This window comes from Streptomyces sp. NPDC007875 (assembly GCF_042868035.1).
Taxonomy (GTDB): domain Bacteria; phylum Actinomycetota; class Actinomycetes; order Streptomycetales; family Streptomycetaceae; genus Streptomyces; species Streptomyces antimycoticus.
Window position 1 is genome coordinate 48365 of sequence record NZ_JBIADZ010000036.1, and the last position, 24625, is coordinate 72989.

General features: G+C 70.4%; 28 protein-coding genes and 1 tRNA gene. 6 read left to right on the forward strand and 23 right to left on the reverse strand.

Annotation, left to right across the window (positions count from 1 at the left end):
* Positions 1-6: 6 nt before the first annotated feature.
* From ACFYOY_RS42975 to ACFYOY_RS42995, 5 genes are all read right to left on the reverse strand, one after another.
* On the reverse strand, positions 7-873 hold the full coding sequence (locus tag ACFYOY_RS42975; protein ID WP_388593231.1) for a fumarylacetoacetate hydrolase family protein: 867 nt from the start codon (positions 871-873) through the stop codon (positions 7-9).
* Positions 874-1032: 159 nt separating this feature from the next.
* A complete protein-coding gene (locus ACFYOY_RS42980; protein WP_351895496.1) occupies positions 1033-1695 on the reverse strand; it encodes a membrane protein insertase YidC in 663 nt (220 codons plus the stop codon).
* Positions 1696-1859: 164 nt separating this feature from the next.
* Positions 1860-2180, reverse strand: a complete 321-nt coding sequence (locus ACFYOY_RS42985) for a DUF6412 domain-containing protein (protein ID WP_388593263.1) — start codon at positions 2178-2180, stop codon at positions 1860-1862.
* Positions 2181-2227: 47 nt separating this feature from the next.
* A complete protein-coding gene (locus ACFYOY_RS42990) occupies positions 2228-2992 on the reverse strand; it encodes a class E sortase (RefSeq protein ID WP_351895503.1) in 765 nt (254 codons plus the stop codon).
* Positions 2993-3041: 49 nt separating this feature from the next.
* The gene (locus ACFYOY_RS42995; RefSeq protein ID WP_388593236.1) at positions 3042-4394 is read right to left on the reverse strand and encodes a DUF445 domain-containing protein; all 1353 of its coding nucleotides are present in this window, start codon (positions 4392-4394) and stop codon (positions 3042-3044) included.
* Positions 4395-4641: 247 nt separating this feature from the next.
* On the opposite strand from ACFYOY_RS42995, the gene ACFYOY_RS43000 reads away from it, so the two are divergent.
* Positions 4642-5949 (forward strand): SGNH/GDSL hydrolase family protein, encoded by a 1308-nt coding sequence (locus ACFYOY_RS43000; protein WP_351895510.1) that lies wholly within the window; start codon positions 4642-4644, stop codon positions 5947-5949.
* Between the two features lie 78 nt (positions 5950-6027).
* On the opposite strand, the gene ACFYOY_RS43005 is transcribed toward ACFYOY_RS43000, so the two are convergent.
* The 4 genes from ACFYOY_RS43005 to ACFYOY_RS43020 all read right to left on the reverse strand — a co-directional run bounded on the left by ACFYOY_RS43005 (position 6028) and on the right by ACFYOY_RS43020 (position 9551).
* On the reverse strand, positions 6028-6831 hold the full coding sequence (locus ACFYOY_RS43005) for a DUF1707 domain-containing protein (RefSeq protein WP_351895516.1): 804 nt from the start codon (positions 6829-6831) through the stop codon (positions 6028-6030).
* A 112-nt stretch (positions 6832-6943) separates the two neighbouring features.
* Positions 6944-7930 carry an ATP-binding cassette domain-containing protein gene (locus tag ACFYOY_RS43010; protein WP_351895523.1) on the reverse strand — a complete coding sequence of 329 codons (987 nt, stop codon included), beginning with the start codon at positions 7928-7930 and terminating at the stop codon, positions 6944-6946.
* 9 nt (positions 7931-7939) lie between these two features.
* A complete protein-coding gene (locus tag ACFYOY_RS43015; RefSeq protein WP_351896083.1) occupies positions 7940-8704 on the reverse strand; it encodes an ABC transporter permease in 765 nt (254 codons plus the stop codon).
* A gap of 46 nt (positions 8705-8750) precedes the next feature.
* Positions 8751-9551, reverse strand: coding sequence for an ABC-2 family transporter protein (locus ACFYOY_RS43020; protein ID WP_351895530.1), 801 nt, complete (start codon positions 9549-9551; stop codon positions 8751-8753).
* 278 nt (positions 9552-9829) lie between these two features.
* Here ACFYOY_RS43020 and ACFYOY_RS43025 point away from each other — a divergent pair, with 278 nt between their 5' ends.
* A complete protein-coding gene (locus tag ACFYOY_RS43025; protein ID WP_351895537.1) occupies positions 9830-12181 on the forward strand; it encodes a transglycosylase domain-containing protein in 2352 nt (783 codons plus the stop codon).
* Between the two features lie 118 nt (positions 12182-12299).
* Here ACFYOY_RS43025 and ACFYOY_RS43030 read toward each other — a convergent pair whose 3' ends face one another.
* Together ACFYOY_RS43030 and ACFYOY_RS43035 are read right to left on the reverse strand one after the other, a co-directional pair.
* Positions 12300-12602 (reverse strand): co-chaperone GroES, encoded by a 303-nt coding sequence (locus ACFYOY_RS43030; protein WP_052393151.1) that lies wholly within the window; start codon positions 12600-12602, stop codon positions 12300-12302.
* 102 nt (positions 12603-12704) lie between these two features.
* Positions 12705-13067 (reverse strand): DUF3618 domain-containing protein, encoded by a 363-nt coding sequence (locus ACFYOY_RS43035; RefSeq protein ID WP_351895542.1) that lies wholly within the window; start codon positions 13065-13067, stop codon positions 12705-12707.
* A 139-nt stretch (positions 13068-13206) separates the two neighbouring features.
* Here ACFYOY_RS43035 and bcp point away from each other — a divergent pair, with 139 nt between their 5' ends.
* Positions 13207-13674, forward strand: coding sequence for a thioredoxin-dependent thiol peroxidase (gene bcp, locus ACFYOY_RS43040; protein WP_351895549.1), 468 nt, complete (start codon positions 13207-13209; stop codon positions 13672-13674).
* Positions 13675-13732: 58 nt separating this feature from the next.
* A tRNA-Leu gene (locus ACFYOY_RS43045) sits at positions 13733-13816 on the forward strand.
* A gap of 63 nt (positions 13817-13879) precedes the next feature.
* Here ACFYOY_RS43045 and rdgB read toward each other — a convergent pair.
* The 4 genes from rdgB to ACFYOY_RS43065 form a co-directional block, all read right to left on the reverse strand.
* On the reverse strand, positions 13880-14515 hold the full coding sequence (rdgB, locus tag ACFYOY_RS43050) for an RdgB/HAM1 family non-canonical purine NTP pyrophosphatase (protein ID WP_351895554.1): 636 nt from the start codon (positions 14513-14515) through the stop codon (positions 13880-13882).
* A gap of 23 nt (positions 14516-14538) precedes the next feature.
* Positions 14539-14934 carry a hypothetical protein gene (locus ACFYOY_RS43055; protein WP_351895562.1) on the reverse strand — a complete coding sequence of 132 codons (396 nt, stop codon included), beginning with the start codon at positions 14932-14934 and terminating at the stop codon, positions 14539-14541.
* Between the two features lie 79 nt (positions 14935-15013).
* On the reverse strand, positions 15014-15745 hold the full coding sequence (gene rph / locus ACFYOY_RS43060) for a ribonuclease PH (RefSeq protein WP_351895568.1): 732 nt from the start codon (positions 15743-15745) through the stop codon (positions 15014-15016).
* A 106-nt stretch (positions 15746-15851) separates the two neighbouring features.
* Complete coding sequence (locus tag ACFYOY_RS43065) at positions 15852-16232, reverse strand: PTS glucose/sucrose transporter subunit IIB (RefSeq protein WP_351895575.1); 381 nt, start codon at positions 16230-16232, stop codon at positions 15852-15854.
* A gap of 63 nt (positions 16233-16295) precedes the next feature.
* On the opposite strand from ACFYOY_RS43065, the gene ACFYOY_RS43070 reads away from it, so the two are divergent.
* Complete coding sequence (locus tag ACFYOY_RS43070) at positions 16296-17528, forward strand: PTS transporter subunit EIIC (protein ID WP_078641696.1); 1233 nt, start codon at positions 16296-16298, stop codon at positions 17526-17528.
* A 70-nt stretch (positions 17529-17598) separates the two neighbouring features.
* Here the strand turns inward: ACFYOY_RS43070 and ACFYOY_RS43075 are convergent, their stop codons facing one another.
* From ACFYOY_RS43075 to clpS, 8 genes are all read right to left on the reverse strand, one after another.
* Positions 17599-18351: an MBL fold metallo-hydrolase gene (locus ACFYOY_RS43075; protein ID WP_014061044.1), complete on the reverse strand. Its 753-nt coding sequence runs from the start codon at positions 18349-18351 to the stop codon at positions 17599-17601.
* A gap of 194 nt (positions 18352-18545) precedes the next feature.
* The gene (locus ACFYOY_RS43080) at positions 18546-19496 is read right to left on the reverse strand and encodes a PLP-dependent cysteine synthase family protein (protein ID WP_078641698.1); all 951 of its coding nucleotides are present in this window, start codon (positions 19494-19496) and stop codon (positions 18546-18548) included.
* Positions 19496-19774: a MoaD/ThiS family protein gene (locus tag ACFYOY_RS43085; RefSeq protein ID WP_351895593.1), complete on the reverse strand. Its 279-nt coding sequence runs from the start codon at positions 19772-19774 to the stop codon at positions 19496-19498. The genes ACFYOY_RS43080 and ACFYOY_RS43085 overlap by 1 nt, the downstream gene beginning before the upstream one ends.
* 92 nt (positions 19775-19866) lie before the next feature.
* Positions 19867-19983 (reverse strand): putative leader peptide, encoded by a 117-nt coding sequence (locus ACFYOY_RS43090; protein ID WP_014061047.1) that lies wholly within the window; start codon positions 19981-19983, stop codon positions 19867-19869.
* A 91-nt stretch (positions 19984-20074) separates the two neighbouring features.
* Positions 20075-20500, reverse strand: a complete 426-nt coding sequence (locus tag ACFYOY_RS43095; RefSeq protein ID WP_351895603.1) for a M67 family metallopeptidase — start codon at positions 20498-20500, stop codon at positions 20075-20077.
* A 144-nt stretch (positions 20501-20644) separates the two neighbouring features.
* Positions 20645-22057 carry an amino acid permease gene (locus ACFYOY_RS43100; protein ID WP_351895608.1) on the reverse strand — a complete coding sequence of 471 codons (1413 nt, stop codon included), beginning with the start codon at positions 22055-22057 and terminating at the stop codon, positions 20645-20647.
* 212 nt (positions 22058-22269) lie between these two features.
* On the reverse strand, positions 22270-22881 hold the full coding sequence (locus ACFYOY_RS43105) for a DUF2017 domain-containing protein (RefSeq protein ID WP_351895615.1): 612 nt from the start codon (positions 22879-22881) through the stop codon (positions 22270-22272).
* Positions 22881-23192, reverse strand: a complete 312-nt coding sequence (gene clpS / locus ACFYOY_RS43110; RefSeq protein ID WP_351895622.1) for an ATP-dependent Clp protease adapter ClpS — start codon at positions 23190-23192, stop codon at positions 22881-22883. Before clpS ends, ACFYOY_RS43105 begins: the two co-directional genes overlap by 1 nt.
* A gap of 83 nt (positions 23193-23275) precedes the next feature.
* On the opposite strand from clpS, the gene ACFYOY_RS43115 reads away from it, so the two are divergent.
* Entirely contained in the window at positions 23276-24610 is a 1335-nt protein-coding gene (locus ACFYOY_RS43115) for a nicotinate phosphoribosyltransferase (protein WP_351895627.1), read from the forward strand.
* Positions 24611-24625: the final 15 nt, after the last annotated feature.

Consider the following 24625-nt stretch of genomic DNA (forward strand, 5'->3'; position numbering starts at 1 on the left):
CTCCTGCTACGCGTCCTTGAACTCCTGGCGCTGGCGGCCCAGTCCGTCGATCTCGAGCTCGACGACATCGCCGGAGCGGAGGTACGGCTTGGGCTCGGGGCGGCCCATGGCCACGCCCGCCGGGGTGCCGGTGTTGATGACATCGCCGGGGTAGAGGGTCATGAACTGGCTGAGGTAGCGGACCACATGGGCCACGCCGAAGATCTGGTCCGCGGTGGTGCCGTCCTGCTTGACCTCGCCGTTGACCCAGAGGCGCAGGCCCAGGGCCTGCGGGTCGGGGACCTCGTCGGCGGTCACCAGCCAGGGGCCCAGGGGGTTGAACGTCTCGCAGTTCTTGCCCTTGTCCCACTGGCCGCCGCGCTCGATCTGGAAGGCGCGCTCGGAGACGTCGTGGGCGATCGCATAGCCCGCGACCGAGGCGAGGGCGGCCTCGTCGGAGTCGAGGTAGCGGGCGGTGCGGCCGATGACGACGGCGAGTTCGACCTCCCAGTCGGTCTTCACACTGCCGCGCGGGACCAGGACCGTGTCATCGGGGCCGACGACCGTGTCCGGAGCCTTCATGAAGATGATGGGCTCTTTGGGGGCGCTGGCGCCGGTCTCGGCGGCGTGGTCGTGGTAGTTCAGCCCGATGCACACGATCTTGCCGATACGGCCGAGCGGCGGGCCGATCCGCACCCCGCCGTCCTCGATCACCGGCAGCGCGTCGTCGCCCTCGGCGGCCGCCGCAGCGCGCAGCCGCGCGAGGGCGACCTCATCGGCGAGGAGGGCGCCGTCGATGTCCGGGACCAGGGCGGACAGATCGCGCAAGGTGCCGTTCTGATCGAGCAGCGCGGGGCGTTCCGCGCCCGCCGGTCCGACTCGCAGCAGTTTCATCCCAAGACTCCCGAGGTCACTGGCCGGTGCGAGGCGCCTACCGGCTGATCGATCCTCCCTTCAGGGGCGTCCAGCCCGCAAGACCTCATTCACGGACTGGGACAGCGGTCTCACTCGTGACTTCGACGGGTGCCGTTGTGGGAGCCGACATGGGTGCCGTCATCCGCGGTGCAGCAGGGCCCGTTCCACCGCCGTCCAGGTGGTGCTGGTCGCCAGGTACAGCGCCGCCGCCAGGGGGACCACGGCGGCGGTGACGAGGGTCCCGAACGACAGCAGCGGCAGTGCCCGGGCCACTCCGGGCGCCCCGGGGACGGTCGTCCTACGGGCGCGGAGGTACGTCCAGGTCGCCACGGCCGCGATCAGCGCGAAGAGCCCGAGGTAGACCAGCCCCGGCGCACCGCTGAGCGCCCCGCCCCACCGGGCGCCGAGCGGGGCTCCGGCGAGCGAGTGGTCGAGGAGGTCTCCGGCGCCGCTGCCGGTGGAGAACACGTGGTACATGACGAAGAAGACGGGAAGCTGGGCGAGCGCCGGGAGACAGCCCGCCAGCGGTGACGCGCCCTCCTTCGCCCGCAGCTCCGCCGTGGCGCGCCGCAGCCGCTCGGGGTCGCCCTTGTGCTTGCGGCTCAGCTCCGTGAGCTTCGGCGCGAGCGCGGCCCGCGCCTTCTCACCGCGCACCGCGGCGCGGGCGAGGGGATGCAGTGCGGCGCGGACGCACAGCGTGAACAGGACGATGGCGGCCGCCGCCGCGGACGCGCCGAAGAGCGGGTCGAGGCCGCCCGCCATGGTGGTCAGCAGGGTGCCGAGGGAAGAGAAAAGGGACATGGGAGCCCTCCGCGGGTCTCGTCGTGCCGGAGTGAGGAAGACATCGGCGTGACGAGCCGCGTGGCGCGGCGGTACGAATGCTGGAGCTTCCGGGGCTCCGCCCCGGCCCCCGCTCCTCAAACGCCGGAGAGGCTGGGGTCCGCCGTACAGCGAAATGGGTGCGCCTACGCGGCCGTCGGCAGACGACGGCCCGGCGCTCGCGGCCTCGGGCGTCCGGAGGCGTCGGGATCCCGCTGGGGCAGGAACGCCGTACGGCGCTCGCGGTCCCGTATCGCGGTGCGAATCCGCCCGGCGGGGGCGGGTATTCGGCCGCGGGAGGCGAGGATCGCGCAGGTGAGCAGCGCCGTGGCGACGGCGGCCGTGGTCGCCACGGTGGCGGCGAGGGCGACGGCGCTGACCGCCCCGCTCTGCGCCAGCAGAACCCCGGTCAGCAGAAACAGGCAGACACCCAGCTGCATGCGCAGCGCTTCGAGTCGTCGCGACACCGTCACACCCCCTCTCCCGGCCGGTCTCCCCTCCTGGCTCCGCCAGTCTAGTGGCCCCCGCTGACAGCCCGTGGGGCGGCGGCCCGCAGCCGGGCCCAGACCACCAGGCGGTAGCGGGAGGTGAATTCGGGGGTGCAGGTCGTCAGCGTGAGGTAGTAGCCCGGTTCGGTGTAGCGGTAGCGGGGGTGGGCGGAGCTGTACGGCACCCGGGAGATCACCGTGCCGTCGGCGGGCGAGGTGCGCGGCAGGGTGCGCTCGACCGTGTACGTGTAGCGGGCGTCGGCGGTGTCGATGCGCACCGTGTCGCCCGGGCGCACCTCGTCCAGCTGCCGGAAGGGCTCGCCGTGGGTGTTGCGGTGGCCCGCGAGGGCGACATTGCCCGCCTGGCCCGGCTGGGCGGTCCGCGGATAGTGGCCCACGTACCCCTTGTTGAGCACCGCCGCCCGGCTGATGCCCTCGGCGATGGGCACCGTAAGGCCGATGCGCGGGATCCGGAGCACAGCGTACGCCTGGTCCCGGCGCGGCCCCTGGCCCCCGCCCCCGGTCGCCCGGTCCCGGTCGCGTCCGTCCCCCTGAGGGGAATCGGAGGATCGTGTCGCCCCCGGCCCCGGGGTGGCGGACTCGGCGGCCCCGTCGCGCCACTGCCGCTCCAGTACGCCCACCTCGTGCCGTGCGCCCGCCCTCGCCTGCCGGTTGGTCCACCACAGTTGGTGGACGACCAGGAGCAGCACCACGACCCCGAGGGTGACGGCGAGTTCACCGGCCGTCCACAGCCCCCGGGCGAGCACGGCCCGCCCTCCACGACGTCGCACGCGCGCACCATAGGCCAGGCCGCGCGCACCTGCCAGAGACAGGGCGCGGCTATCCGCCCAGCACCCGCGAGACCGTGTAGATCACCAGCCCGGCCAGGGCACCCACCACCGTGCCGTTGATCCGGATGAACTGCAGATCCCGGCCGATATGGGCCTCGATCTTCCGTGAGGTGTGCTCCGCGTCCCAGCCCGCCACCGTCTCGGTGATCAGCGAGGTGATCTCGTCCCGATACGTCGTCACCACATAGACGGCGGCGTCCTCCAGCCAGCCGTCGACCTTGTCCCGCAGCCGTTGGTCCGTCACCATCCGCCTGCCCAGCGACAGAATCGCCGCCCGCGCCCGCTGCCGCAGCTCGCTGCGCTCGTCCTCGGCCGCCGTGACGATCATCGCCCGCACCGAGGCCCAGGCCGTGGCGATGATGTCCTGGACGTCGCCGCGCCCCAGCACCTCGCTCTTCACCCGCTCCACCCGCGCCCGGGTGTCGGTGTCGGACTGCAGATCCCCGGCGAAGTCGGTGAGGAAGCGGTCCAGGGCGCCGCGCGCCGGATGGGCGGGCATATCGCGCATCTCGGTGACGAAGCGCAGCAGTTCCTTGTAGACGCGGTCGCCGACCTTGCGGTCCACGAACCGCGGCGTCCAGCCGGGGGCGCCGCCGGTCACCGCCTGCATCACCGAGTCGTTGTGCTCCACCAGCCAGTCGTGGGCGCGCAGGCACACCAGGTCCACGGCCCGGCGGTGGCCGCCCTCCGCGACAACCCGCTCCAGCAGCTTGCCCAGGCCCGGCGCGACCTCCTGGACGTCCGCCCGGCGGGTGATCGCCTCGCCCACCACCGCCTGCACATCGGAGTCGCGCAGCACCGTGAGCGCGCCGCGCAGCGCGGTCGCCAGCTCGGCCGTCACCCGCTCGGCATGCTCGGGCTGGACGAGCCAGGTGCCCAGCCGGCTGCCGATGCCGACCGCGCGCAGCCGCATCCGTACGACGTCGCCGGAGAGGAAGTTCTCCCCGACGAACTCCCCGAGGCTGGCCCCGAGCTGGTCCTTCTTGGTGGGGATGATCGCCGTATGGGGAATCGGCAGCCCCATGGGCCGCCGGAAGAGCGCGGTGACCGCGAACCAGTCGGCCAGGGCGCCCACCATGCCCGCCTCGGCGGCCGCGGCGACATAGCCGGGCCAGCCGTCGATACCGGAGGAGCGCGCCCAGGTGGCGAGCACGTACACCAGTGCGACGCCGAGCAGCATGCCGGTGGCGAGCGCCTTCATCCGGCGCACTCCGCGCCGCCGCTCCACGTCCAGGGGGCTGTCCGTGACAAAGGGCACAGCCGCACCCCGGGACGCCGGGGCCGCCGTCTCACCAGTCGTTCTTCGCTCCATACGCTCCACCCGGTCGACCCGTCCCCTCATGCATTGTCTCTTTCCGGTCTCAGTCGCCCATGGGTGGAACGAACGGTGAGTTCCCGTCGTCTGTCTGGGGGAGCGACCCAGCACATTGGGGGCAGGCCGACAGGCGGAGCCGGGTCCCACCATGGGATCATGAGTCACCGACCGGACCGCATCGGCGCTGCCGGATACCACCCGCCGTTCCCGTCCACTTCCGGAGCCTCGGGCTCCGTGCGCCCGAGGAGACAACCCGCTCATGAGCATGCCCCCAATGCCCAGACGCACGGGGTATGCCGTGCTCGCTGCGCTGGCGGCTGTGGTGATCCTCGTCTCCACCGCGATATTCATCGGGCTCGGTGGCGACAAGGGCGGTACGGACCCCCGTGCGCAGGGGGCCCGCGGCTCGGCCGACCCGGCCTCGGCCGGGTCCTGGGTGGGCACCTGGTCCACCTCGGCCGCGGCCGCCGAGCCGAGGACGCTGCGCGGCCTGTCCGGCATGTCGATACGGAACGTGGTGCACACCACCATCGGCGGCACCAGCGCCCGTATCCAGCTCTCCAACTTCTACAGCAGTCGTCCGCTGACGATCACGCATGCCTCGCTGGCGCTGGCCGCCGCGCCCAGCAACCCCACCGCGGCGACCGGCACCATGCGCCGCCTCACCTTCAACAACCGCTCCTGGGTGACGATCCCGCCCGGTAAGGCCGTCACCAGCGACCCGGTGCGGCTCGCCGTCCCGGACTCGGCCGATCTGCTGGTCACCACCTACACCCCGCAGGCGTCCGGCTCCGTCACCTACCACCCGCACGCCCGCCAGACGTCGTACATGGCGCGTGGCGACCGTACGGAGGACACGGCGGGCGCCGCCTACACCCAGCAGAGCCCGTACTGGCGCTATCTGACCGGCGTGGACGTCTGGTCCAAGCAGGCCGAGGGCGCGGTCGCGGTGCTGGGCGACTCGATCACCGACGGCATCACCTCCACCGCCGGGGCCAACCACCGGTGGACCGACTTCCTCTCCGAGCGGCTGCGCAGCGAGCCCGGCGCGCCCCGCTTCGGCGTGCTCAACCAGGGCATCAGCGGGAACCGCGTGCTGAGCGACGGCACGCAGTACCCGCCCAACAACCCCAGCGGGCTCTCCCGCTTCGACCGCGATGTGCTGTCCCGTACGGGCGTCAAGGCCGTCATCGTCGAGCTGGGCGTCAACGACATACTGCGCATCCCCCATGAGACCGACCCCAACCGGATCGTGTGGGGCCTGAAGCGGCTGACCGAACAGGCCCATGCCCGGGGCCTGCGGGTCATCGGAGCCACTCTGACGCCCTTCTACGGGCACCGCGGCTACACGCCCCAGCTGGACGCCGTACGCGAGCGGGTCAACGCCCAGATCCGCGCCGGGAGGGTCTTCGACGAGGTCGTGGACTTCGACAAGGCGCTGCGCGACCCGATCAGCCCGCTGCGGCTGCGCCCGATGTACGACTCGGGCGACCATCTGCACCCGAGCGACAACGGCTACCGGGCGATGGCGCGGGCGCTGGACCTGGACCACCTGCGGGGCCGCACGGCGGCCGAGCTCTAGCCGGAGCTTCTCGCCGATCCCTGGAGGGCCCTGGACCCCTTACGGGCCCGTGACGGCCCTAGGGCCGTCATGACGGCCCTAGTAGTCGTCGCGGCTGCGGTCCTTCTCCAGGGACAGCCGGCGCTCCTCCCGCTCCTCACGGCGCTCATCGCGCCGTGCGCCCCGCAGTTCCCGGCGCTCGGCGCGCAGCTCGTCCCTGCGCTCGGCCTTCACCCGGCGACGCTCCTCCTTGAGGCGCTTGTGCTCCTCCTTACGGAGCTTGCGCTCGACGCTGACCCCGCCGAAGAGCGCGAGGCCGGTGACGGTCACCCGCGGCGCGCCGGGCTCGCCCTCGACCCCTCCGCTGTGGTCGAAGCCGCCCATGATGCCAATGCCACTGACATGCGTGTCGACGCCCGGCTCCACGGTGATCTGAACGCCGCCCATGAGGGCGAAGCAGCGGATGACGATCTCGCGGTCCTCGAAGCGGGCCTCGCGCAGATCGATCTCACCGCCGCCCATGAGGGTGAACGCGGTGAAGCGGCGCGGCACGGTCCAGGTGCCCTTGCGCTGGAAGCCGCCCATGATCGCGATCCCCATGCGGGACGTCGGGGTGCCGCCGATCCGCTCCCTCCAGCCGGTGGGATCGGCCGGGGACGGCGGGGCGGGAGCGGCGCTGCCGGGCACCGGGAGGTCCCGTACCAGCGGCTCCAACTCGCCATGGGTGCGCGCCGTGTAGGCCGCGTTCAGCCGCTCGTCGAACTCCTCCATGTCCAGGCGTCCTTCGGCGACGGCTTCGCGGAGGACCTCCGCGATCCGCTCACGCTCGGCGTCGGAGGCCCGCATCCCGGCCGGGTCCGGGAGGTCGGGGCTCGCCCCCTGGGAAGAACCAGCGCTCGTCATACGGACAGACTAACGGCGGGCACCGGCCGTGGCCCGTATCTCGTACGCGGGTGCCGCCCCCGATCCGTCCTCCATTCACGGCCACGGACCCGTTCACGGGCCCCGGCCCCGCTCACACTCCGCGCCCCGCCGCCCCGCTCTCCCTGCCGTGCAGCATCCTCGCGATCACGTCCTCGATCTCGGGCTCGCGCACCGAGAGGTCCACCAGCGGATAGCCGTCGGCGACCGCCGCGACGATCGGCGCCGCGCTGCTGGTCGCCGGGAAGGCCAGCCACTGCCGGGGTCCCTCGACCCGCACCGTCCGGGAGCCGGGGATCTCGATGGGCGGCAGCTCCTGCTCCAGGTCGACCACGAGTGTGCGTTCGCTCTCCCCCACCGCGTGCAGCCCGTCGAGCCCGCCGTCGTAGACCAGCCGGCCGTGGTCGATGACCATCACCCGCTTGCACAGCAATTCGATATCGGTCAGATCATGGGTGGTGAGCAGCACGGTGGTGCCCTGCTCGGCGTTCACATCGCGCAGGAACTCCCGCACCTTCGCCTTGCTGACCACATCGAGCCCGATGGTCGGCTCGTCGAGATAGAGCACCTCGGGGTCGTGCAGCAGGGCGGCCGCGATATCGCCGCGCATCCGCTGGCCGAGCGAGAGCTGACGCACCGGTACGTCCAACAGCTCGCTCAGGTTGAGCAGTTCCACGCAGCGGTCCAGGTTCTCCCGGTAGCGGTCGTCGGGAATCCGGTACATCCGCCGCACCAGCGCGTACGAATCGCGCAGCGGCAGATCCCACCACAGGGTGGTCCGCTGCCCGAAGACCACCCCGATCCGGCGCGCGAGCCGTGTCCGCTCCCTGGAGGGGTCGATTCCGGCGACCCGCAGCCGTCCGCCGCTGGGCACCAGGATCCCGGTCAGCATCTTGATCGTGGTGGACTTCCCGGCGCCGTTCGGCCCGATGTAGCCCACCATCTCGCCGCGCGGCACCCGGAAGCTGATGCCGTCCACGGCGCGCACCTCGCGGCGCTCACGACGCATCAGCCCGGCTCTGCGCCGCACCTGGAACACCTTCTCGACACCGTCGAGCTCGATCAGATCGTCCACGGCCATCCCTCCCCCTCAGCTCCCCGTGCTCTGATACGCCCGCAGCCCCGCCCGCCAGGCCAGCCCCGCCACCGCACAGCAGCCGCACGCGACCAGCGGCGCCGCGAAGCCGATCCGGGCCGGGAGCCCCAGCGGATCGGGGCGGCCCAGGATGTGCAGCGCCGGCAGCCAGTTGACGAACGCCAACGGGATGACGAAGGTGACACCCCGCAGCAGCTCCTTGCCGAAGACCGTCGGCGGGTACTCCAGCAGCGTGGTCCCGCCGAAGGTGAAGGCGTTCTGCACCTCGGAGGCGTCCTTGGCCCAGAACTGGAAGGCGCCGCCGAGCACGAACAGCGCCCCGAAGATGGCACCCCCGCTCAGCAGCATCACCGGCATCAGCAGCGCCCGGTCCACCGTCCAGTCGATGTCCAGCCTGCTCAGCGACCAGCCGAGCAGCACCGCCCCCTGGGTGATCCGGCCCAGCCGGCGCAGCGCGAAGCGGTCAGCGGCGACCTGGGCGAGTATCGGCACCGGCCGCACCAGCAGGGTGTCCATCGTGCCGTCGCGCACCCGCTGGCCCAGCCGGCCCATGGTGCCCAGCGTGAGATCGGCGAGCCCGAAGGCGACGCTGGTGGTGCCGTAGAGGAAGGCGACCTCGTCGAGGGTGAAGCCGCCCAGCTGCCCGATGTGGGTGAACATCAGCGCGATCGCGACGAAGTCCAGGCCGGTCGCGAGGAGGTTCCCCAGCGTCATGATCAGGAACGAGGTGCGGTACGCCATCGTGGAGCGCACCCACATCCCGACGATCAGGACATAGGCCCGGAGCCCGGTGGACACGGCCGACTCAGCCACCCTGGACCACCACCTTCCGGGTCGCCACCGACTGCAGCACCCGCCCGGCCGCCAGCAGCACCACCATCCACCCCGCCTGGAAGGCGAAGGCCCCCAGCAGCCCCGCCCCCCGGTGCTCCTCCAGGAAGACGTCCGCGGGCACCTGGAGCATCGCCGCCCAGGGCAGCGCGCGGGCGATCTCGCCCAGCTGCCCGGGGAAGACGTTGAGCGGCAGGATCATCCCGGAGAAGAACAGGCACAGCAGCCCGCTCAGCATCGACAGCCCCGTCCCGTCGAGCAGCCAGAAGGAGGCGAGCGACACCAGATAGCGCACCGCGAAGCCGACGCACACCGCGAGCGCCACCGACAGCAGGAACCACAGCCAGGTCAAGGGCGACGCGGGCAGGCGGAGTTCGAAGACCAGCGCCCCGATCCCCATCGGCACCACGCCGCGCCCCAGCAGCTGGAACAGCGCCCGGCCGAGCTCGGTGGCCAGCCACCACGACTGGAGGTCGACGGGGCGGTAGAGGTCCACGGCGATGTCACCGGAGCGGATGCGGTCCTGCAGCTCCTCCTGGAAGCCGCCGCCCATCAGCGCGACGGCCGCCAGCAGCGCCTGGCCGAGCCAGACGAAGGTCAGCGCCTGGGCGAGGTCGTAGCCGCCGAGGTGCGGCCGCTCGTCCCACAGCGCGGTGTAGGTGTAGGCGAGGATGAAGCCGAAAACGGTATTGGTGAAGACCCCGGCCACCGTGGCGACCCGATACGTCGCGTAGCGTTTGAAGCCGCTGACCGCGACGGCCGCGTACAGCCGCATCCGCCCGCCCCTCCCTCCCCCGACCGCGGCGCCCGGCCGGCGCCAAAATCCGGAGCCTAGTGGGGTGGCCGGGGAGACGGCCAGGCAATATTCACCGGATGGTGTGAGCGGAATCATCCATATGGCCGGTCACAGACCAGTCACGGGTGCGCGCCACGTCCTCGGCCCGGAACGGATGATGCGACAGTGTTTTATCGGGCGTACGACGCGAATCGCCCGACCGTGCACGATCCTGCCGCCGTGCAACCCTCGACGGCGGCCGAGGAGTCTCAGGAGACATGAGCGACGAGCCCCAGTTGATCGACGGTGGCGCGGCCGGAACGGGTGCCCGGCCCGGCATCGACGATGGCAACCACGACACGCCGCACCGCGCGGACGGCCTCCCCGCAGGCAAACCGGCCAAGGGCAGAAAGGGCCGTCCCCAGCGCACCGGATGGCGCCGGCTGCTGCCCACCTGGCGCATGATCCTCGGCGGCTTCCTCCTGATCGTCCTGCTGATCGCGGGCGGGCTCGTCACCGGCTATCTGCTCGTCGACATCCCCCCGGCCAACAGAGCCGCCATCGCCCAGAGCAATGTCTTCCTCTACTCCGACGGCTCCCAGCTGGCCCGCGAGGGCAAGGTCAACCGGGAGAACGTCCAGCTCAGCCAGGTGCCCAAGCGGATCCAGCACGCGGTGCTGGCGGCCGAGGACCGGGACTTCTACTCGGAGTCGGCCATCAATCCCGAGGCGATGGTCCGGGCCGCCTGGAACACCGCCACCGGCAAGGGCAAGCAGTCCGGCTCCACCATCACCCAGCAGTATGTGAAGAACTACTACCTGGACCAGGAACAGACGGTCACCCGCAAGGCCAAGGAGTTCTTCATCGCGATCAAGCTGGACCGGGAGGTGAGCAAGGACAAGATCCTCGAGGGCTACCTCAACACCAGCTACTTCGGGCGCAACGCCTACGGGATCCAGGCCGCCGCCCAGGCGTACTACGGCAAGGACATCGGCGAGCTCGACACCGCCCAGGGCGCGTATCTCGCGACCCTGCTGAACGCCCCCAGCGCCTACGACATCGTCGCCCATCCGCAGAACAAGGGGCGGGCCACGGCCCGCTGGCACTACGTCCTGGACGGCATGGTGAAGAAGGGCTGGCTGACCAGGGCCGACCGGCAGAAGATGACCTTCCCCGCGCCCTCCGAGGCCAGGGCCCCCTCGGGCATGTCCGGCCAGCGCGGCTATCTCGTCGAGGCCGTCGAGGACTACCTCACCAGCAACGGGATCATCGACGAGCAGACCCTGGCGCGCGGCGGCTACCGCATCACCACCACGATCGACAAGAAGAAGCAGGACGCCTTCGCGGAGGCCGTGCGCGACCGGCTGATGAGCAAGCTCAGCCCGGAGGACCGCAAGGTCGACCGCTATGTCCGGGCGGGCGGCGCCTCGATCGACCCGAAGACCGGGAAGGTGGTCGCCCTCTACGGCGGCATCGACTACACCAAGCAGTTCGTCAACAACGCGACCCGCCGTGACTACCAGGTGGGATCCACGTTCAAGCCATTCGTCTTCACCTCGGCGGTGCGCTACGGGTCCACCACTCAGGACGGTCAGACGATCACTCCGGACACCCTCTACAACGGCGACAACAAGCGCGAGGTCGTCGGCCCGGAGGGGCCCACCGGCTACGCCCCCGCCAACGAGGACGACGTCGACTACGGCGACATCGACGTCACCACGGCCACCGACAACTCCGTGAACTCGGTGTACGCGCAGATGGCCCAGGACGTCGGCCCCTCCAAGGTCAGGCAGACCGCCATCGACCTGGGCGTCCCCAAGGACACCCCCGATCTGCACGCCTCCCCCTCCATCGCGCTCGGCCCCGCCACCGCGAGCGTGCTGGACATGACCGAGGCGTACGCGACCCTCGCCAACCACGGCGAGCACGGCAAGTACAGCCTGGTCGAGGAGGTCACCAAGGACGGTGCGCGGGTCGATCTCCCGGCCCGGGAGAACCGGCAGGCCATCCCGCGCAGCGCCGCCGACACCACCACCTCGATACTGCAGAGCGTGGTCGACGGCGGCACCGGCACCGCCGCCCAGGCCGCCGAGCGCCCGGCGGCGGGCAAGACGGGCACCGCGGAGGAGGACAAGGCCGCCTGGTTCGCGGGCTACACCCCGGATCTGGCGACCGTGGTCGCGGTGATGGGCCAGGACTCCAATACCGGCGTGCAGAAGCCGCTGTACGGGGCGACGGGCCTGGAGCGGATCAACGGCGGCGGCTACCCCGCCGAGATCTGGGCGCAGTACACATCGGGCGCGCTGGACGGCGAGTCACCGGCCGAGTTCGATCTGCGGCTGGAGGACGGGGCGAGCACCCCCGACGGCTCCCAGACCGGCCAGCAGCCGCCGGGCTCCCTGCCGCCGGTGGTCACCACTCCCCCGACCGGCGCCCCGCCGGACACCTCGGTCCCCACGGCGCCGACCGACACCCCGCCGACGCTGCCGACGACCCAGCCGCCGGTCACCACCCCGCCGACGGACTTCCCCACCGGGGGGCCGACGACGGAGCCGGGCCCGGGCGGTCCGGGCGGGCCCGGTGATCCGGGTGGCGATCCGGGCGGCCCAGGGGGGCCGGTGGGCGGCTGAGACCGCGGACCACGAACAGCGGAGGGTGGTGACGGAGACCGTCACCACCCTCTGTCATGTCCGATCCCCGCAGGGAAAGTCTGGTATCCCGGATCCCCGCGGGGTAAGTCCCCTGCGCCTACAGGTAGAGCCCCGTGGAGTCCTCCGCGCCCTCCAGCCGCTCGGCGGCCACCGCGTGCAGGTCGCGCTCCCGCATCAGGACGTAGGCGACCCCGCGGACCTCGACCTCGGCCCGGTCCTCCGGGTCGTAGAGGACCCGGTCACCGGGCTCCACGGTCCGTACGCTCTGCCCGACCGCGACCACCTCGGCCCAGGCCAGCCGCCTGCCGACCGCCGCGGTGGCGGGGATGACGATGCCGCCGGACGACCGGCGCTCGCCCTCCGGAATGTCGGTGCGGACCAGCACACGGTCGTGCAGCATCCGGATGGGCAGCTTGTCATGGGTCGTGTTCGCACTCACGCCATGACCGTACCTGGCCGGACGGCGCTATGACGCGTCAGGGCCGGTACCGGCCGCCTTCGCTCAGCGGCGCCGCTTGGAGCACCCCGAGGAGCGGGACGCCTTGGCGGACCGGGAGGAACGCGCCGAGAGCGCGAGCAGTCCGACCAGCCCGGCCACGGCGAGCGCGACCGGCACGATCCGCTCCATACGGGGCCGGCCATCCTCCGACACCAACTGGACCCGCACACCCGCCACCACACGGTTGGCGGACACATAGGCCCGCCCGGCGGTCCGGTCCACGGCCGACGCCGCCTTCGCCTTCGCGTCCCCGATGATCGTCTTCGGGTGCACCCGCACCCCGATCTCGTCGAGCGTCACGGCGAGCTCCTGCCGCCTACGGGCGATGTCCGCCTCGATCTGCGCAGGGGTCCTGGCATCCGACACCGCGCTGCCTCCGTCAGTCTCGATGATTCGTGATGGACAGTCTGTCAGCTCGCCCTCCTCCCCGCCCCACGGCACCCCCGGACGGGAAGCTGGCTAATGTCGGGTACGTACCCCCCGACGCCACGAGGAGCACCAGACCATGAGCGAGCGACTGCAGCCCGGCGACACCGCCCCCGCCTTCACCCTCCCCGACGCGGACGGCAGGGAGGTCTCGCTCGCCGACCACGCCGGCCGCAAGGTGATCGTCTACTTCTACCCCGCCGCGCTCACCCCCGGTTGCACCAAGCAGGCGTGCGACTTCACCGACAACCTCGCCTTCCTGGCCGGCCACGGCTACGACGTCATCGGCATCTCGCCCGACAAGCCCGAGAAGCTGGCCAAGTTCCGCGACCAGGAGGACCTCAAGGTCACGCTCCTCGCCGACCCCGCCAAGGAGACCCTCGAGGCGTACGGCGCCTTCGGTGAGAAGAAGCTCTACGGCAAGACGGTCATCGGCGTGATCCGCTCCACCGTCATCGTCGACGAGCAGGGCAAGGTCGAGCGCGCCCTGTACAACGTGAAGGCCACCGGCCACGTAGCCAAGATCATCAAAGACCTGGGGCTGTGACGGACCCGGGGCTGCCGCCCCGGCCCCCGTTCACCAGGCAGTACCATGACCGTGCCGAGCGGCCGTGATGGAATTGGCAGTCATGCTGGGTTTAGGTCCCAGTGGGGTAACTCCCGTGAGGGTTCGAGTCCCTCCGGCCGCACGCCGCGCGAACCCAGGCCCGGCCCGCCTCATCGCGGGCCGGGCCTGCGGCGTCCTACGGGGCTCACCCCAGGAGTTCGCGGACGATCGGGGCGATGGCACGGAACGCCTTGCCGCGGTGGCTGATGGCGTTCTTCTCCTCCGGGTCCAGTTCGGCACAGGTGCGGGTCTCGCCGTGGGGCTGGAGGATCGGATCGTAGCCGAACCCCCCGCCGCCCACGGGCTCATGACGGAGCGTGCCGGTGAGCCGGCCGGAGACGACGCGCTCGGTGCCGTCGGGGAAGGCCAGGGCGGCGGCGCAGGCGAAGTGGGCGCCGCGGTGTTCGTCGGGGACGTCGGAGAGCTGGGCGAGCAGCAGGTCGAGGTTGGCGCGGTCGTCGCCGTGCCGGCCCGACCAGCGGGCCGAGAAGATGCCGGGAGCGCCGCCGAGGACGTCCACGCAGAGGCCGGAGTCGTCGGCGATGGCGGGGTGGCCGGTGGCCTGGGCGAGGGCGTGGGCCTTGAGGAGGGCGTTCTCCGCGAAGGTCACGCCGGTCTCCTTGACGTCCGGGACCTCCGGATAGGCGTCGGCGCCGACGAGTTCCGCGTCGAGGCCGGTCTCGCCCAGGATCGTGCGCAGTTCAGTGATCTTGTAGGCGTTGCGGGTCGCGAGGACCAGACGGCGGGGGTGCGGGCGGTGTCCCTCAGTGTGTTGCTGCATAGCTCTCGATTATCGACGGGAGGTCAGGGCGTGCAGACACCGGTCAGCTCGCCCGCCGCGTCCCTGACCGGGGTCATATCGGGGCGCTTGCCGCTGTCCACGGACTCCTGGACGTTGTCCACGGCCTTCTGGAGGTCGTCCACGGCCTTGCCGACGTCCGCGTTGTCGGTGCGGTCGCCCACCTTGTCGATGTCCTTGTCGAGGGCGTCCAGGATCTTGTCGGCGTCCTGCGGATTGGCCGCGGCGCCGGTCAGGGCGTCCTGGAGGTCGTCCACGTCGTTGGATATCTCGACCGCCAGCTGGGCGCAGTCGAGGGCCTTCTCCACCGCGCTGCACCCGATGGTGACCGGCACGATGAGCGCGACGGCGGCGAGAGCGGTGACGGCGGTGGTACGGCGGTGACGGTGGCGCGGCGCCATGGAATGGGTCCTTCCCCGGGAACGGTGCTGGCACCTGACTAAACGCCGGGCGCCGCGCGACGGTTGCTTCGTGCCGTCGTCACATCTCCAGGGCCAGCGCCGCGCGCTGGATTCCCGCCAGGGTGTCGCAGCCGGCCACGGCGAGGTCCAGCAGCCCGTTCAGCTCCTCGCGGGCGAAGGGCTCGCCCTCCGCCGTGCCCTGCACCTCGACGAAGCGTCCGTCACCGGTACAGACCACGTTCATGTCGGTCTCGGCACGCACGTCCTCCTCGTAGCAGAGGTCGAGCAGGGGGATGCCGCCGACGATGCCGACGCTGACGGCGGAGACGGTGCCGGTCAGCGGCTGCCGGGTGGCCTTGATGAGCTTCTTGCCCCGGGCCCAGCCGATGGCGTCGGCCAGGGCCACATAGGCGCCGGTGATGGCGGCGGTGCGGGTGCCGCCGTCGGCCTGGAGGACATCGCAGTCCAGGACGATGGTGTTCTCGCCGAGCGCCTTGTAGTCGATCACGGCGCGCAGCGAGCGGCCGATGAGACGGGAGATCTCATGGGTACGGCCGCCGATCTTGCCGCGGACGGACTCGCGGTCGCCCCGGGTGTTGGTGGAGCGCGGCAGCATCGCGTACTCCGCGGTGACCCAGCCCTCGCCGCTGCCCTTGCGCCAGCGCGGCACGCCCTCGGTGACGCTCGCGGTGCACAGGACCCGCGTATCGCCGAAGGAGACGAGGACCGAGCCCTCGGCATGCTTGCTCCATCCGCGCTCGATGGTCACGGGTCGGAGCTGGTCGGGGGTGCGGCCGTCGATACGAGACATGAGATGAGCCTATCGGCATCGCCAAGGCCCCCGGTCCGCGTCCGCCGAGGGCCCTGCCCCGGGGGTCGGCGCTCCGGGCCCGGAGGGTCACCTCAGTCCCGGAAGGTCACATCAGGTCTTCGATCTCGGCGGCGACGGGGTCCGCGTCGGCGCCGATGACCACCTGGATCGCGGTGCCCATCTTCACCACGCCATGAGCGCCCGCGGCCTTCAGGAGGGCCTCGTCGACCAGGGCGGCGTCCTTGACCTCGGTGCGCAGGCGGGTGATGCAGCCCTCGATCTCGACGATGTTGTCGATCCCGCCGAGCCCCTCGACGATCTTGTCAGCCTTGGTGGCCATGTTCGCTCCTGTCGTCCTGCTGTCCGCGTGGTGTCCGCGTTGCGGCAAGTGGTCTACACCATTATGCGGGTGAGGAAGTCCCTCGTCACTTGGAACGATAGATTCCTTTAGCGGATCCCTACGTGCTACAACAGGTCTACACCACATGTGGTTTAGACCATAGCGCGGGCCGCCCCTCCCCTGAGAGCCCGCCTCACCAGGAGGAATCCGATGAGTACGGCCACCGCCCCGGCCGCGCCCGCCCAGAAGCGGGGTGCCGGTCTGATCAAGGGTATGCAGAAGATCGGGCGCAGCCTCCAGCTGCCCGTCGCCGCTCTGCCCGCCGCGGGCATCCTGAGCCGGCTCGGCCAGGACGACGTCTTCGGCAAGACGGGACTCGGCTGGAACAAGCTCGCGGAGATCTTCGCCCACGCGGGCGGCGCGCTCTTCGACAACCTGGCCCTGCTCTTCTGCATCGGCGTGGCCATCGGCTTCGCGAAGAAGTCGGACGGCACCACGGCGTTCGCGGGCCTGGTCGGCTTCCTCGTCTACAAGAACGTCCTGACCGGCTTCGTCAGCGAGGTGACCGGCAAGCCGGAGGACCCGGGCGTGCTCGGCGGCATCGTGGTCGGCCTGACCGCCGCGGTCCTGTGGGAGAAGTACCACCGCACCCGGCTGCCGGACTGGCTGGGCTTCTTCAGCGGCCGCCGCTTCATCCCGATCCTGATGTCCTTCGCGGGCGTGATCTACGGCGTGCTCTTCGGCTACCTCTGGGGCCCGATAGGTGACGGCCTCAACAACTTCTCCGAGTGGCTGTCGTCCAATGGCGCGGTCGGCTCGGGGATCTTCGGTGTGGTCAACCGACTGCTGATCCCGGTCGGCATGCACATGCTGCTCAACTCGTTCGCCTGGTTCCAGTTCGGCGACTTCAGCTCCGGCGGCCAGACCTGGCACGGCGACATCGCGCGCTACTTCCACGACGACCCGTCGGCCGGAATGTTCATGACCGGCTTCTTCCCGATCATGATGTTCGCGCTGCCCGCCGCCGGTCTGGCGATCGCGCACTGCGCCCGTCCCGAGCGGCGCAAGGCCGTGATGGGCATGATGATCTCGGTCTCGCTGACGGCGTTCGTCTGCGGTGTCACCGAGCCGATCGAGTTCTCGTTCATGTTCATCGCGCCCCTGCTGTACGGCATCCACGCGGTGCTGACGGGGCTCTCCATGGCGCTCACCTGGGCACTCGGCATCCGCAGCGGCTTCACCTTCTCCGGCGGGCTGTTCGACTACCTGCTGGGGTGGTCGCACAGCGAGAAGGCCTGGATGCTGATCCCGATCGGGCTGGCGTTCAGCGTCGTCTACTACGTGGTCTTCCGCTTCGTGATCACGAAGTTCAACATCCCGACGCCGGGACGAGAACCGGAGGACTCCCTGGACGACGCCGCGGTGGCGGACGGCAAGAAGTAGCCACCGAGCGTGCGAAACGGCGAAGCGCCGGGCTGGTCCTCCAGCCCGGCGCTTCGCCGTTCACCGCCGGTTACACCTCGTAGACCGCGCCCGCCTTGGCCAGCTCCACCGGGCCGCCGAAGACCGCCTGTGCGTCGCGCTGGTTGATCTGGGGGTCCGTCCACGGCGGGATGTGGGTGAGCACCATGCTCCCGACCCCCGCCCGCAGCGCGTGTTCACCCGCCTGGCGGCCGTTGAGATGCAGCTCCGGGATGTCCTCCTTGCCGTGCGTGAAGGCCGCCTCGCACAGGAAGAGGTCGCCGCCCCGGGCCAGGTCCACCAGGGCCTCACAGGGGCCCGTGTCGCCCGAGTAGACCAGCGAGCGGCCGCCGTACTCGATCCGGAAGCCGAACGCCTCCACGGGGTGGCAGACGCGCTCGGCGCGGATGGTGAAGGGGCCGATGTCGAAGCTGCCGGGCGTCAGGGTGCGGAAGTCGAAGACCTCACGCATCGACTTCTCATCGGGCAGATCGTCGTACGCCTGGACCAGCCGCCGCTCGGTGTCCTCGGGGCCGTAGACGGGGATCGCCTCGGCGCGGCCACCGTCGTGCCGGTAGTAGCGCGCGACGAAGTATCCGCACATGTCGATGAAGTGATCGGGGTGGAGATGGGACAGCAGTACGGCGTCGAGGTCGTAGAGACCGCAGTGGCGCTGCAGCTCGCCAAGGGCGCCATTGCCCATGTCGAGGAGCAGCCGGAAGCCGTCGGCCTCTACGAGGTAGCTCGAGCAGGCCGATTCCGCGGACGGGAACGACCCTGAGCATCCGACGACGGTGAGCTTCATGAAGCAGGAACCTCCTTGAGGGGTCCCCATGCCGAAGGCCATGGGCGGGTGCGGGGGGTCATGCGGTGCCCACGAGCGTAAGGCGCAAAAGCCCAGGCAGCTCCTCCACGGGGCCGCGTTGTGGGCGGAATCACCAGGACGGAGCCGGGTGGCGCCCGGCCATGCCCCCCCCGCCGGCCGATCGGCCCGAAGGGCTACGCCCAGAGCTGGCCGTGCAGCGTCGCGATCGCCTCCTCGGTGGTGGCCGCCGTGTATACACCGGTGGAGAGGTACTTCCAGCCACCGTCGGCGACGATGAAGACCACATCGGCGCTCTGCCCGGCCTTGACCGCCTTACCGGCGACACCGAGCGCGGCGTGCAGGGCAGCGCCGGTCGACACGCCCGCGAAAATGCCTTCCTGGGCGAGGAGTTCGCGGGTACGGGTCACCGCGTCCTCGGAGCCGACGGAGAAGCGGGTGGTCAGCACGGACTCGTCGTACAGCTCGGGGACGAACCCCTCGTCGAGGTTGCGGAGTCCGTAGACGACGTCGTCGTAGCGCGGTTCGGCCGCCACGATCTGGACGTCCGGCTTGTTCTCGCGCAGGAAGCGGCCGACGCCCATCAGGGTGCCGGTGGTGCCGAGACCCGCGACGAAGTGGGTGAGGGAGGGCAGGTCGGCGAGGATCTCGGGGCCGGTGGTGGCGTAGTGGGCACCGGCGTTGTCCGGGTTTCCGTACTGGTACAGCATCACCCAGTCCGGGTGCTGCTCCGCCAGCTCCTTGGCCACCCGGACGGCGGTGTTGGAGCCGCCGGCGGCGGGCGAGGAGATGATCTCCGCGCCCCACATGGCGAGCAGCTGGCGCCGCTCCTCGCTGGTGTTCTCCGGCATCACGCAGACGATGCGGTAGCCCTTGAGCTTGGCCGCCATCGCGAGCGAGATACCGGTGTTGCCGGAGGTGGGCTCGAGGATGGTGCAGCCGGGGGTCAACCGGCCGTCCTTCTCGGCCTGTTCGATCATATGGAGCGCGGGGCGGTCCTTGATCGAGCCGGTCGGGTTGCGGTCCTCCAGCTTGGCCCAGATCCGTACGTCGGAGGAGGGCGAGAGCCGCGGCAGCCGGACGAGCGGCGTATTGCCGACCGCGGCCAAGGGGCTGTCGTACCTCATCAGAGCATTCCGCCGGCAACGGCGGGGAGAATCGTCACGCTGTCGCCGTCCGAGAGCTTGGTGGAGATGCCGTCGAGGAAGCGGACGTCCTCGTCGTTCAGATAGACGTTGACGAAGCGGCGCAGCTCACCGCCGTCGACCAGGCGCTCCTGGATCCCGGCGTGCCGGGTTTCGAGGTCGGTGAAGAGCTCGGCGAGCGTGGTCCCGCTGCCCTCGACCGCCTTCTGGCCGTCGGTGTAGGTGCGGAGGATGGTCGGGATGCGGACCTCGATGGCCATGTCTGGGCTCCTGTCGGAGGGCGGGGTGGTCTCCCGGGCCGGAGCGGCCGGGAGGGCGTCGTCGAAGGCGTCGGGGCGTCTCGGGCGCGCGCTCAGGCGGCCACGGCGCGACGCGGACACATCGCGCTGGCGAGCCGGCACAGGTCGACGTGGAGCCGCGCCACGAGCAGCATGCCCGGCGTCTTCTCGCTCACGTCATCGAAAACCATGGACTCATCGTATCGATTCCCGGTCCGGACTCCGGTAGGTCATCCCGCGATACGGACGGGTAACGACCGCGATACGAGACGCGCAGGTCACTCAGCCGCCCGGGACGATCTCGACCTCTTCCTCGGTGACCTCACCGTCCACGATCCGGAAGGACCGGAACTGGACGGGCCCCTCGTCATTGCCGCATTCGGCCGTGGAGACCAGGACGTAGTGGGCACCGGGCTCATTGGCGTAGGAGATATCGGTGCGGGAGGGGTATGCCTCGGTGGCGGTGTGCGAGTGGTAGATGACCACCGGCTCCTCGTCCCGGTCGTCCATCTCGCGGTAGAGCTTGAGCAGGTCACCCGAGTCGAACTCGTAGAAGGTGGGCGAGCGGGCCGCGTTCAGCATCGGAATGAACCGCTCGGGACGGCCGCTTCCGGCCGGGCCCGCGATCACGCCGCAAGCCTCGTCGGGGTGGTCCGCGCGGGCGTGCGCGACGATCTTGTCGCGGAGCGCCTGGGTGATGGTCAGCATGAGCACACAATAGGAAAGAAAAAGGGGGCGGCGCGCAGCGCCCCGGTTGAAGGTGGTGGCGGGAGACGGGCGGGCGGGCTCCGGACAGTGGTCCGGAGCCCGCCTGCTGAGATACGGCGCCCGAAAGGCGATACGGCTTACGGCTTACTTGCGCGCGTACTCCGGCTCCGCCTCGGCGCGGGCACCCGGCTCGCCACCCTCGCGCGACTTCAGCATGAACCAGCCGATCACCAGGAGGACGGCCCAGCCGGCGCCCACGTACAGACAGACCCGGGCGTCCTTGTCGTACGCGATCAGACCGGTCACGATGATCAGGAAGATCAGCGCCACCCAGCTGAAGACGGCGCCGCCCGGGGCCGGGAAGGACGAGGCCGGCAGCCGGCCGGAGGTCACGGCCTTGCGGTACTTGATATGGCTGAGCAGGATCATCGCCCAGGCCCAGATCCCCGCGGCCGTGGCCACCGAGGTGACGTACTCGAACGCCTTCTCCGGGACGACGTAGTTGAGGACCACGCCGATGCCCATCAGCAGCGCGGAGACCGTGATGCCGAGGGCCGGGGTCTTCCGGGCGTTGAGCATGCCGAAGGCCTTCGGCGCCTCACTGTTGGCGGCCAGGCCGCGCAGCATCCGGCCGGTGGAGTACATCCCGGAGTTACAGGAGGACAGGGCCGCGGTGAGCACGACGAAGTTGACGATGCCGGCCGCGAACGGGATGCCGATCTTGGAGAAGGCATGCACGAAGGGGCTCTCGCCGGCCGAGAACTCGGTCCACTTGACGACGGCGAGCAGCACCACCAGGGCACCGACGTAGAAGATGATGATGCGCCAGGGCAGCGTGTTGATCGCCTTGGGCAGGGTCTTCTCGGGGTCCTCGGACTCGCCCGCGGTGACGCCGACCAGCTCGACGGCGAGGTAGGCGAACATCACACCCTGGAGGGTCATCAGGCTGTCGCCGATGCCGTTGGGGAAGAACCCGCCGTGGGACCAGAGGTTGGAGGCGGCCGCGGTGTCACCGGCGTCGGAGAAGCCGAGGGTGAGCACGCCCAGGCCGATGACGATCATGCCGATGATCGCGGTGACCTTGACCATCGAGAACCAGAACTCGACCTCACCGAAGATCTTCACCGAGATCAGGTTGACGCCGAACAGCACCACCAGGAAGACCAGGGCACTGACCCACTGCGGGATCGAGGGGTACCAGTAGTTGATGTAGATGGCGGCGGCCGTGAGCTCGGCCATGCCGGTCACCACCCACATCAGCCAGTACGTCCACCCCGTGACAAAGCCGAAGAACGGGCCGAGGAACTCCCGGGCGTACTCCGCGAAGGACCCGGAGACCGGGCGGTAGAGGAGCAGCTCACCGAGCGCTCTCATGATGAAGAAGATGACCACACCCGCGAGGGCGTACATCAGGATGATGCTCGGGCCGGCCTTGGCGATGTTCGCTCCGGCGCCCATGAACAGGCCGACGCCGATGGCGCCACCGATTGCGATCATCTGTACCTGGCGACTGCCCAGGCCGCGCTCATAGCCCTCTTCAGGAGCCGCTGAGGTCATATTGCTGCGCCTTTCTCCCTGTGGCGGCTGGCTGGCGATCGTGAAGATTTACCACGACCGCAACGCTGATCGACCGAGTCGCGTGTGGCGCACGCCACAGGGAGAAGCGGACAAAAGTTACGCCGCGCAATAAAGTTCACAACCGCAGTGATGCGATCGTTATCCGGAGTTGAGCATCCTCTAAACGAACACTCAGTAATCGCCGGAGGGAGTTATTCCGGCATCAGGGTCTCGACGAGGGTCTCCTGCAGCCCGCCGAGCCAGAAGTACGCCATCACCATCGGCTTGCGCGGATCGGAGTCGGGCAGCCGCAGCAGGTCACCGCCGTCGTCCTCGTCGCTGACCTCCAGCCGGGTCCCGATGGCCAGCCGCAGATCGTTCAGGGCGGTCAGCCAGTGCCGGGCCTTCTCCGGCGCCAGCTCCAGCACGCCCGGGGCCCCGGCGGACGCTCCGGAGGCCAGCGAGTCCAGGTCGCGCACCACCGTCAGGGCGTCGTCGCGCTTGCGCGCCCGCAGGTCGTTCTCGGTGAAGCGGCGGAACTCCGCGGACGCCTCCCGCGCCTCCTTCTCCTCCCGGGGCCCCAGCTCCTGGTCCGGGGCGCAGTAGGCGTCCGGGAACAGCCGGGCCAGCGCGGGATCGGCCGGCGGCTTGCTGGGGCCGTCGACGAAGAGCGCGTCCAGGGGGTCACCGCCCCCGGCGGGCTGGTCGCCCGGGCCGATCAGCTCGGCGAGCTGCATGGCCAGGCTGCGCAGAATGGAGATCTCGACCTCGTCCAGCGCGAGGGAGGCACCGCCTCCGGGCAGCGGCTCGAAGCGTCCCGACATCAGCGCTCCTGCTGGAGGGTCGCCCACAGGCCGTAGCCGTGCATCGCCTGCACGTCGCGCTCCATCTCCTCGCGGCTGCCGCTCGAGACGATCGCGCGGCCTTTGTGGTGGACGTCGAGCATCAAACGGTGCGCCTTGTCCTTGGGATAGCCGAAGTAGCTCTGGAAGACGTAGGTCACGTAGCTCATGAGATTGACGGGGTCGTTGTGCACCACCGTCACCCAGGGAACGTCGGGCTCGGGCACCGACATCGGCACTTCACGGGTTTCGGGACGTTCGATCTCCACCGGCGTGACACTCACACGTCCCATGCTGCCACCCGGCACTGGCCGTCGCATAAACCGGCACCCATATCTCGTCACTCTGACGAGTACGGCAGGTAGCATCGTCAACCATGGACACTGCGGACTTGGGACTGCCGGTGGACGTGCCGTCGACCGCACTCTTCACCGACCGGTACGAACTCACCATGCTGCAGGCCGCGCTGCGGGCGGGCACCGCCGACCGCCGCTCGGTCTTCGAGGTATTCACCAGGCGCCTCCCCGAGGGCCGCCGCTACGGTGTCGTCGCGGGCACCGGGCGGGTGCTGGACGCCGTCGAGAACTTCCGCTTCGACAGCGACGTCCTGGACTTCCTCGCCCAGCAGCGGATCGTGGACGAGCCGACGCTCGCCTGGCTCGCCGACTACCGCTTCCGCGGTGACATCTGGGGCTACCCCGAGGGCGAGGTCTACTTCCCCGGCTCGCCGATCATGCGGGTGGAGGGCAGCTTCGCCGAGGCGGTGCTGCTGGAGACGGTCATCCTCTCCATCTTCAACCACGACTCCGCGGTGGCCGCCGCCGCGTCCCGGATGTCCACCGCCGCCGGCGGCCGGCCGCTCATCGAGATGGGCGCCCGCCGCACCCATGAGCTGTCCGCCGTCGCCGCCGCCCGCGCCGCCTATGTCGGCGGCTTCGCCACCACCTCCGACCTCGCGGCCGGATTCCGCTACAACATCCCCACCGTGGGCACCAGCGCCCACGCCTTCACCCTGCTGCACGACAGCGAGCGGGACGCCTTCATAGCGCAGGTCCAGGCGCACGGCAGCGGCACCACCCTGCTGGTGGACACCTATGACGTCGCCGAGGCGGTGCGCACCGCCGTGGAGGTGGCCGGCAAGGACCTGGGCGCCGTGAGGATCGACTCCGGCGATCTGCTGCTGCTCGCCCACCGGGTGCGCCAGCAGCTCGACGAGCTGGGCGCCAAGAACACCAGGATCACGGTGACCAGCGATCTGGACGAGTACGCGATCGCCTCGCTGGCCGCGGCCCCCGTGGACGCGTACGGGGTCGGCACCCAGCTGGTCACCGGCAGCGGCCACCCCACCTGCTCGATGGTCTACAAGCTGGTCGCGCGGGCCGGTTCGGACACCCCGGACGCGCCACTGCTGCCGGTGGCCAAGAAGTCCATGGGGGCGAAGTCCTCGGTGGGCGGCCGCAAATGGGCGGCGCGGCGGGTGGACGAGCACGGTGTGGCCGAGGCCGAGGTGGTCGGCACCGGTGCGGTCCCCGAGGAGCTGGCGGGCCATCAGCTGCTGGTGGAGCTGGTGCGCGGCGGCGAGATCGTGGGCCGGGAGCCGCTGGACGCGGCACGGGACCGGCATATCGCGGCCCGGGCCGGGCTGCCGCTCTCGGCGACCCAGCTCTCGCGCGGCGAGCCGGTCCTGCCCACCGAGTACCTGCCGGCCTGAGGCGCGTCATGAGGG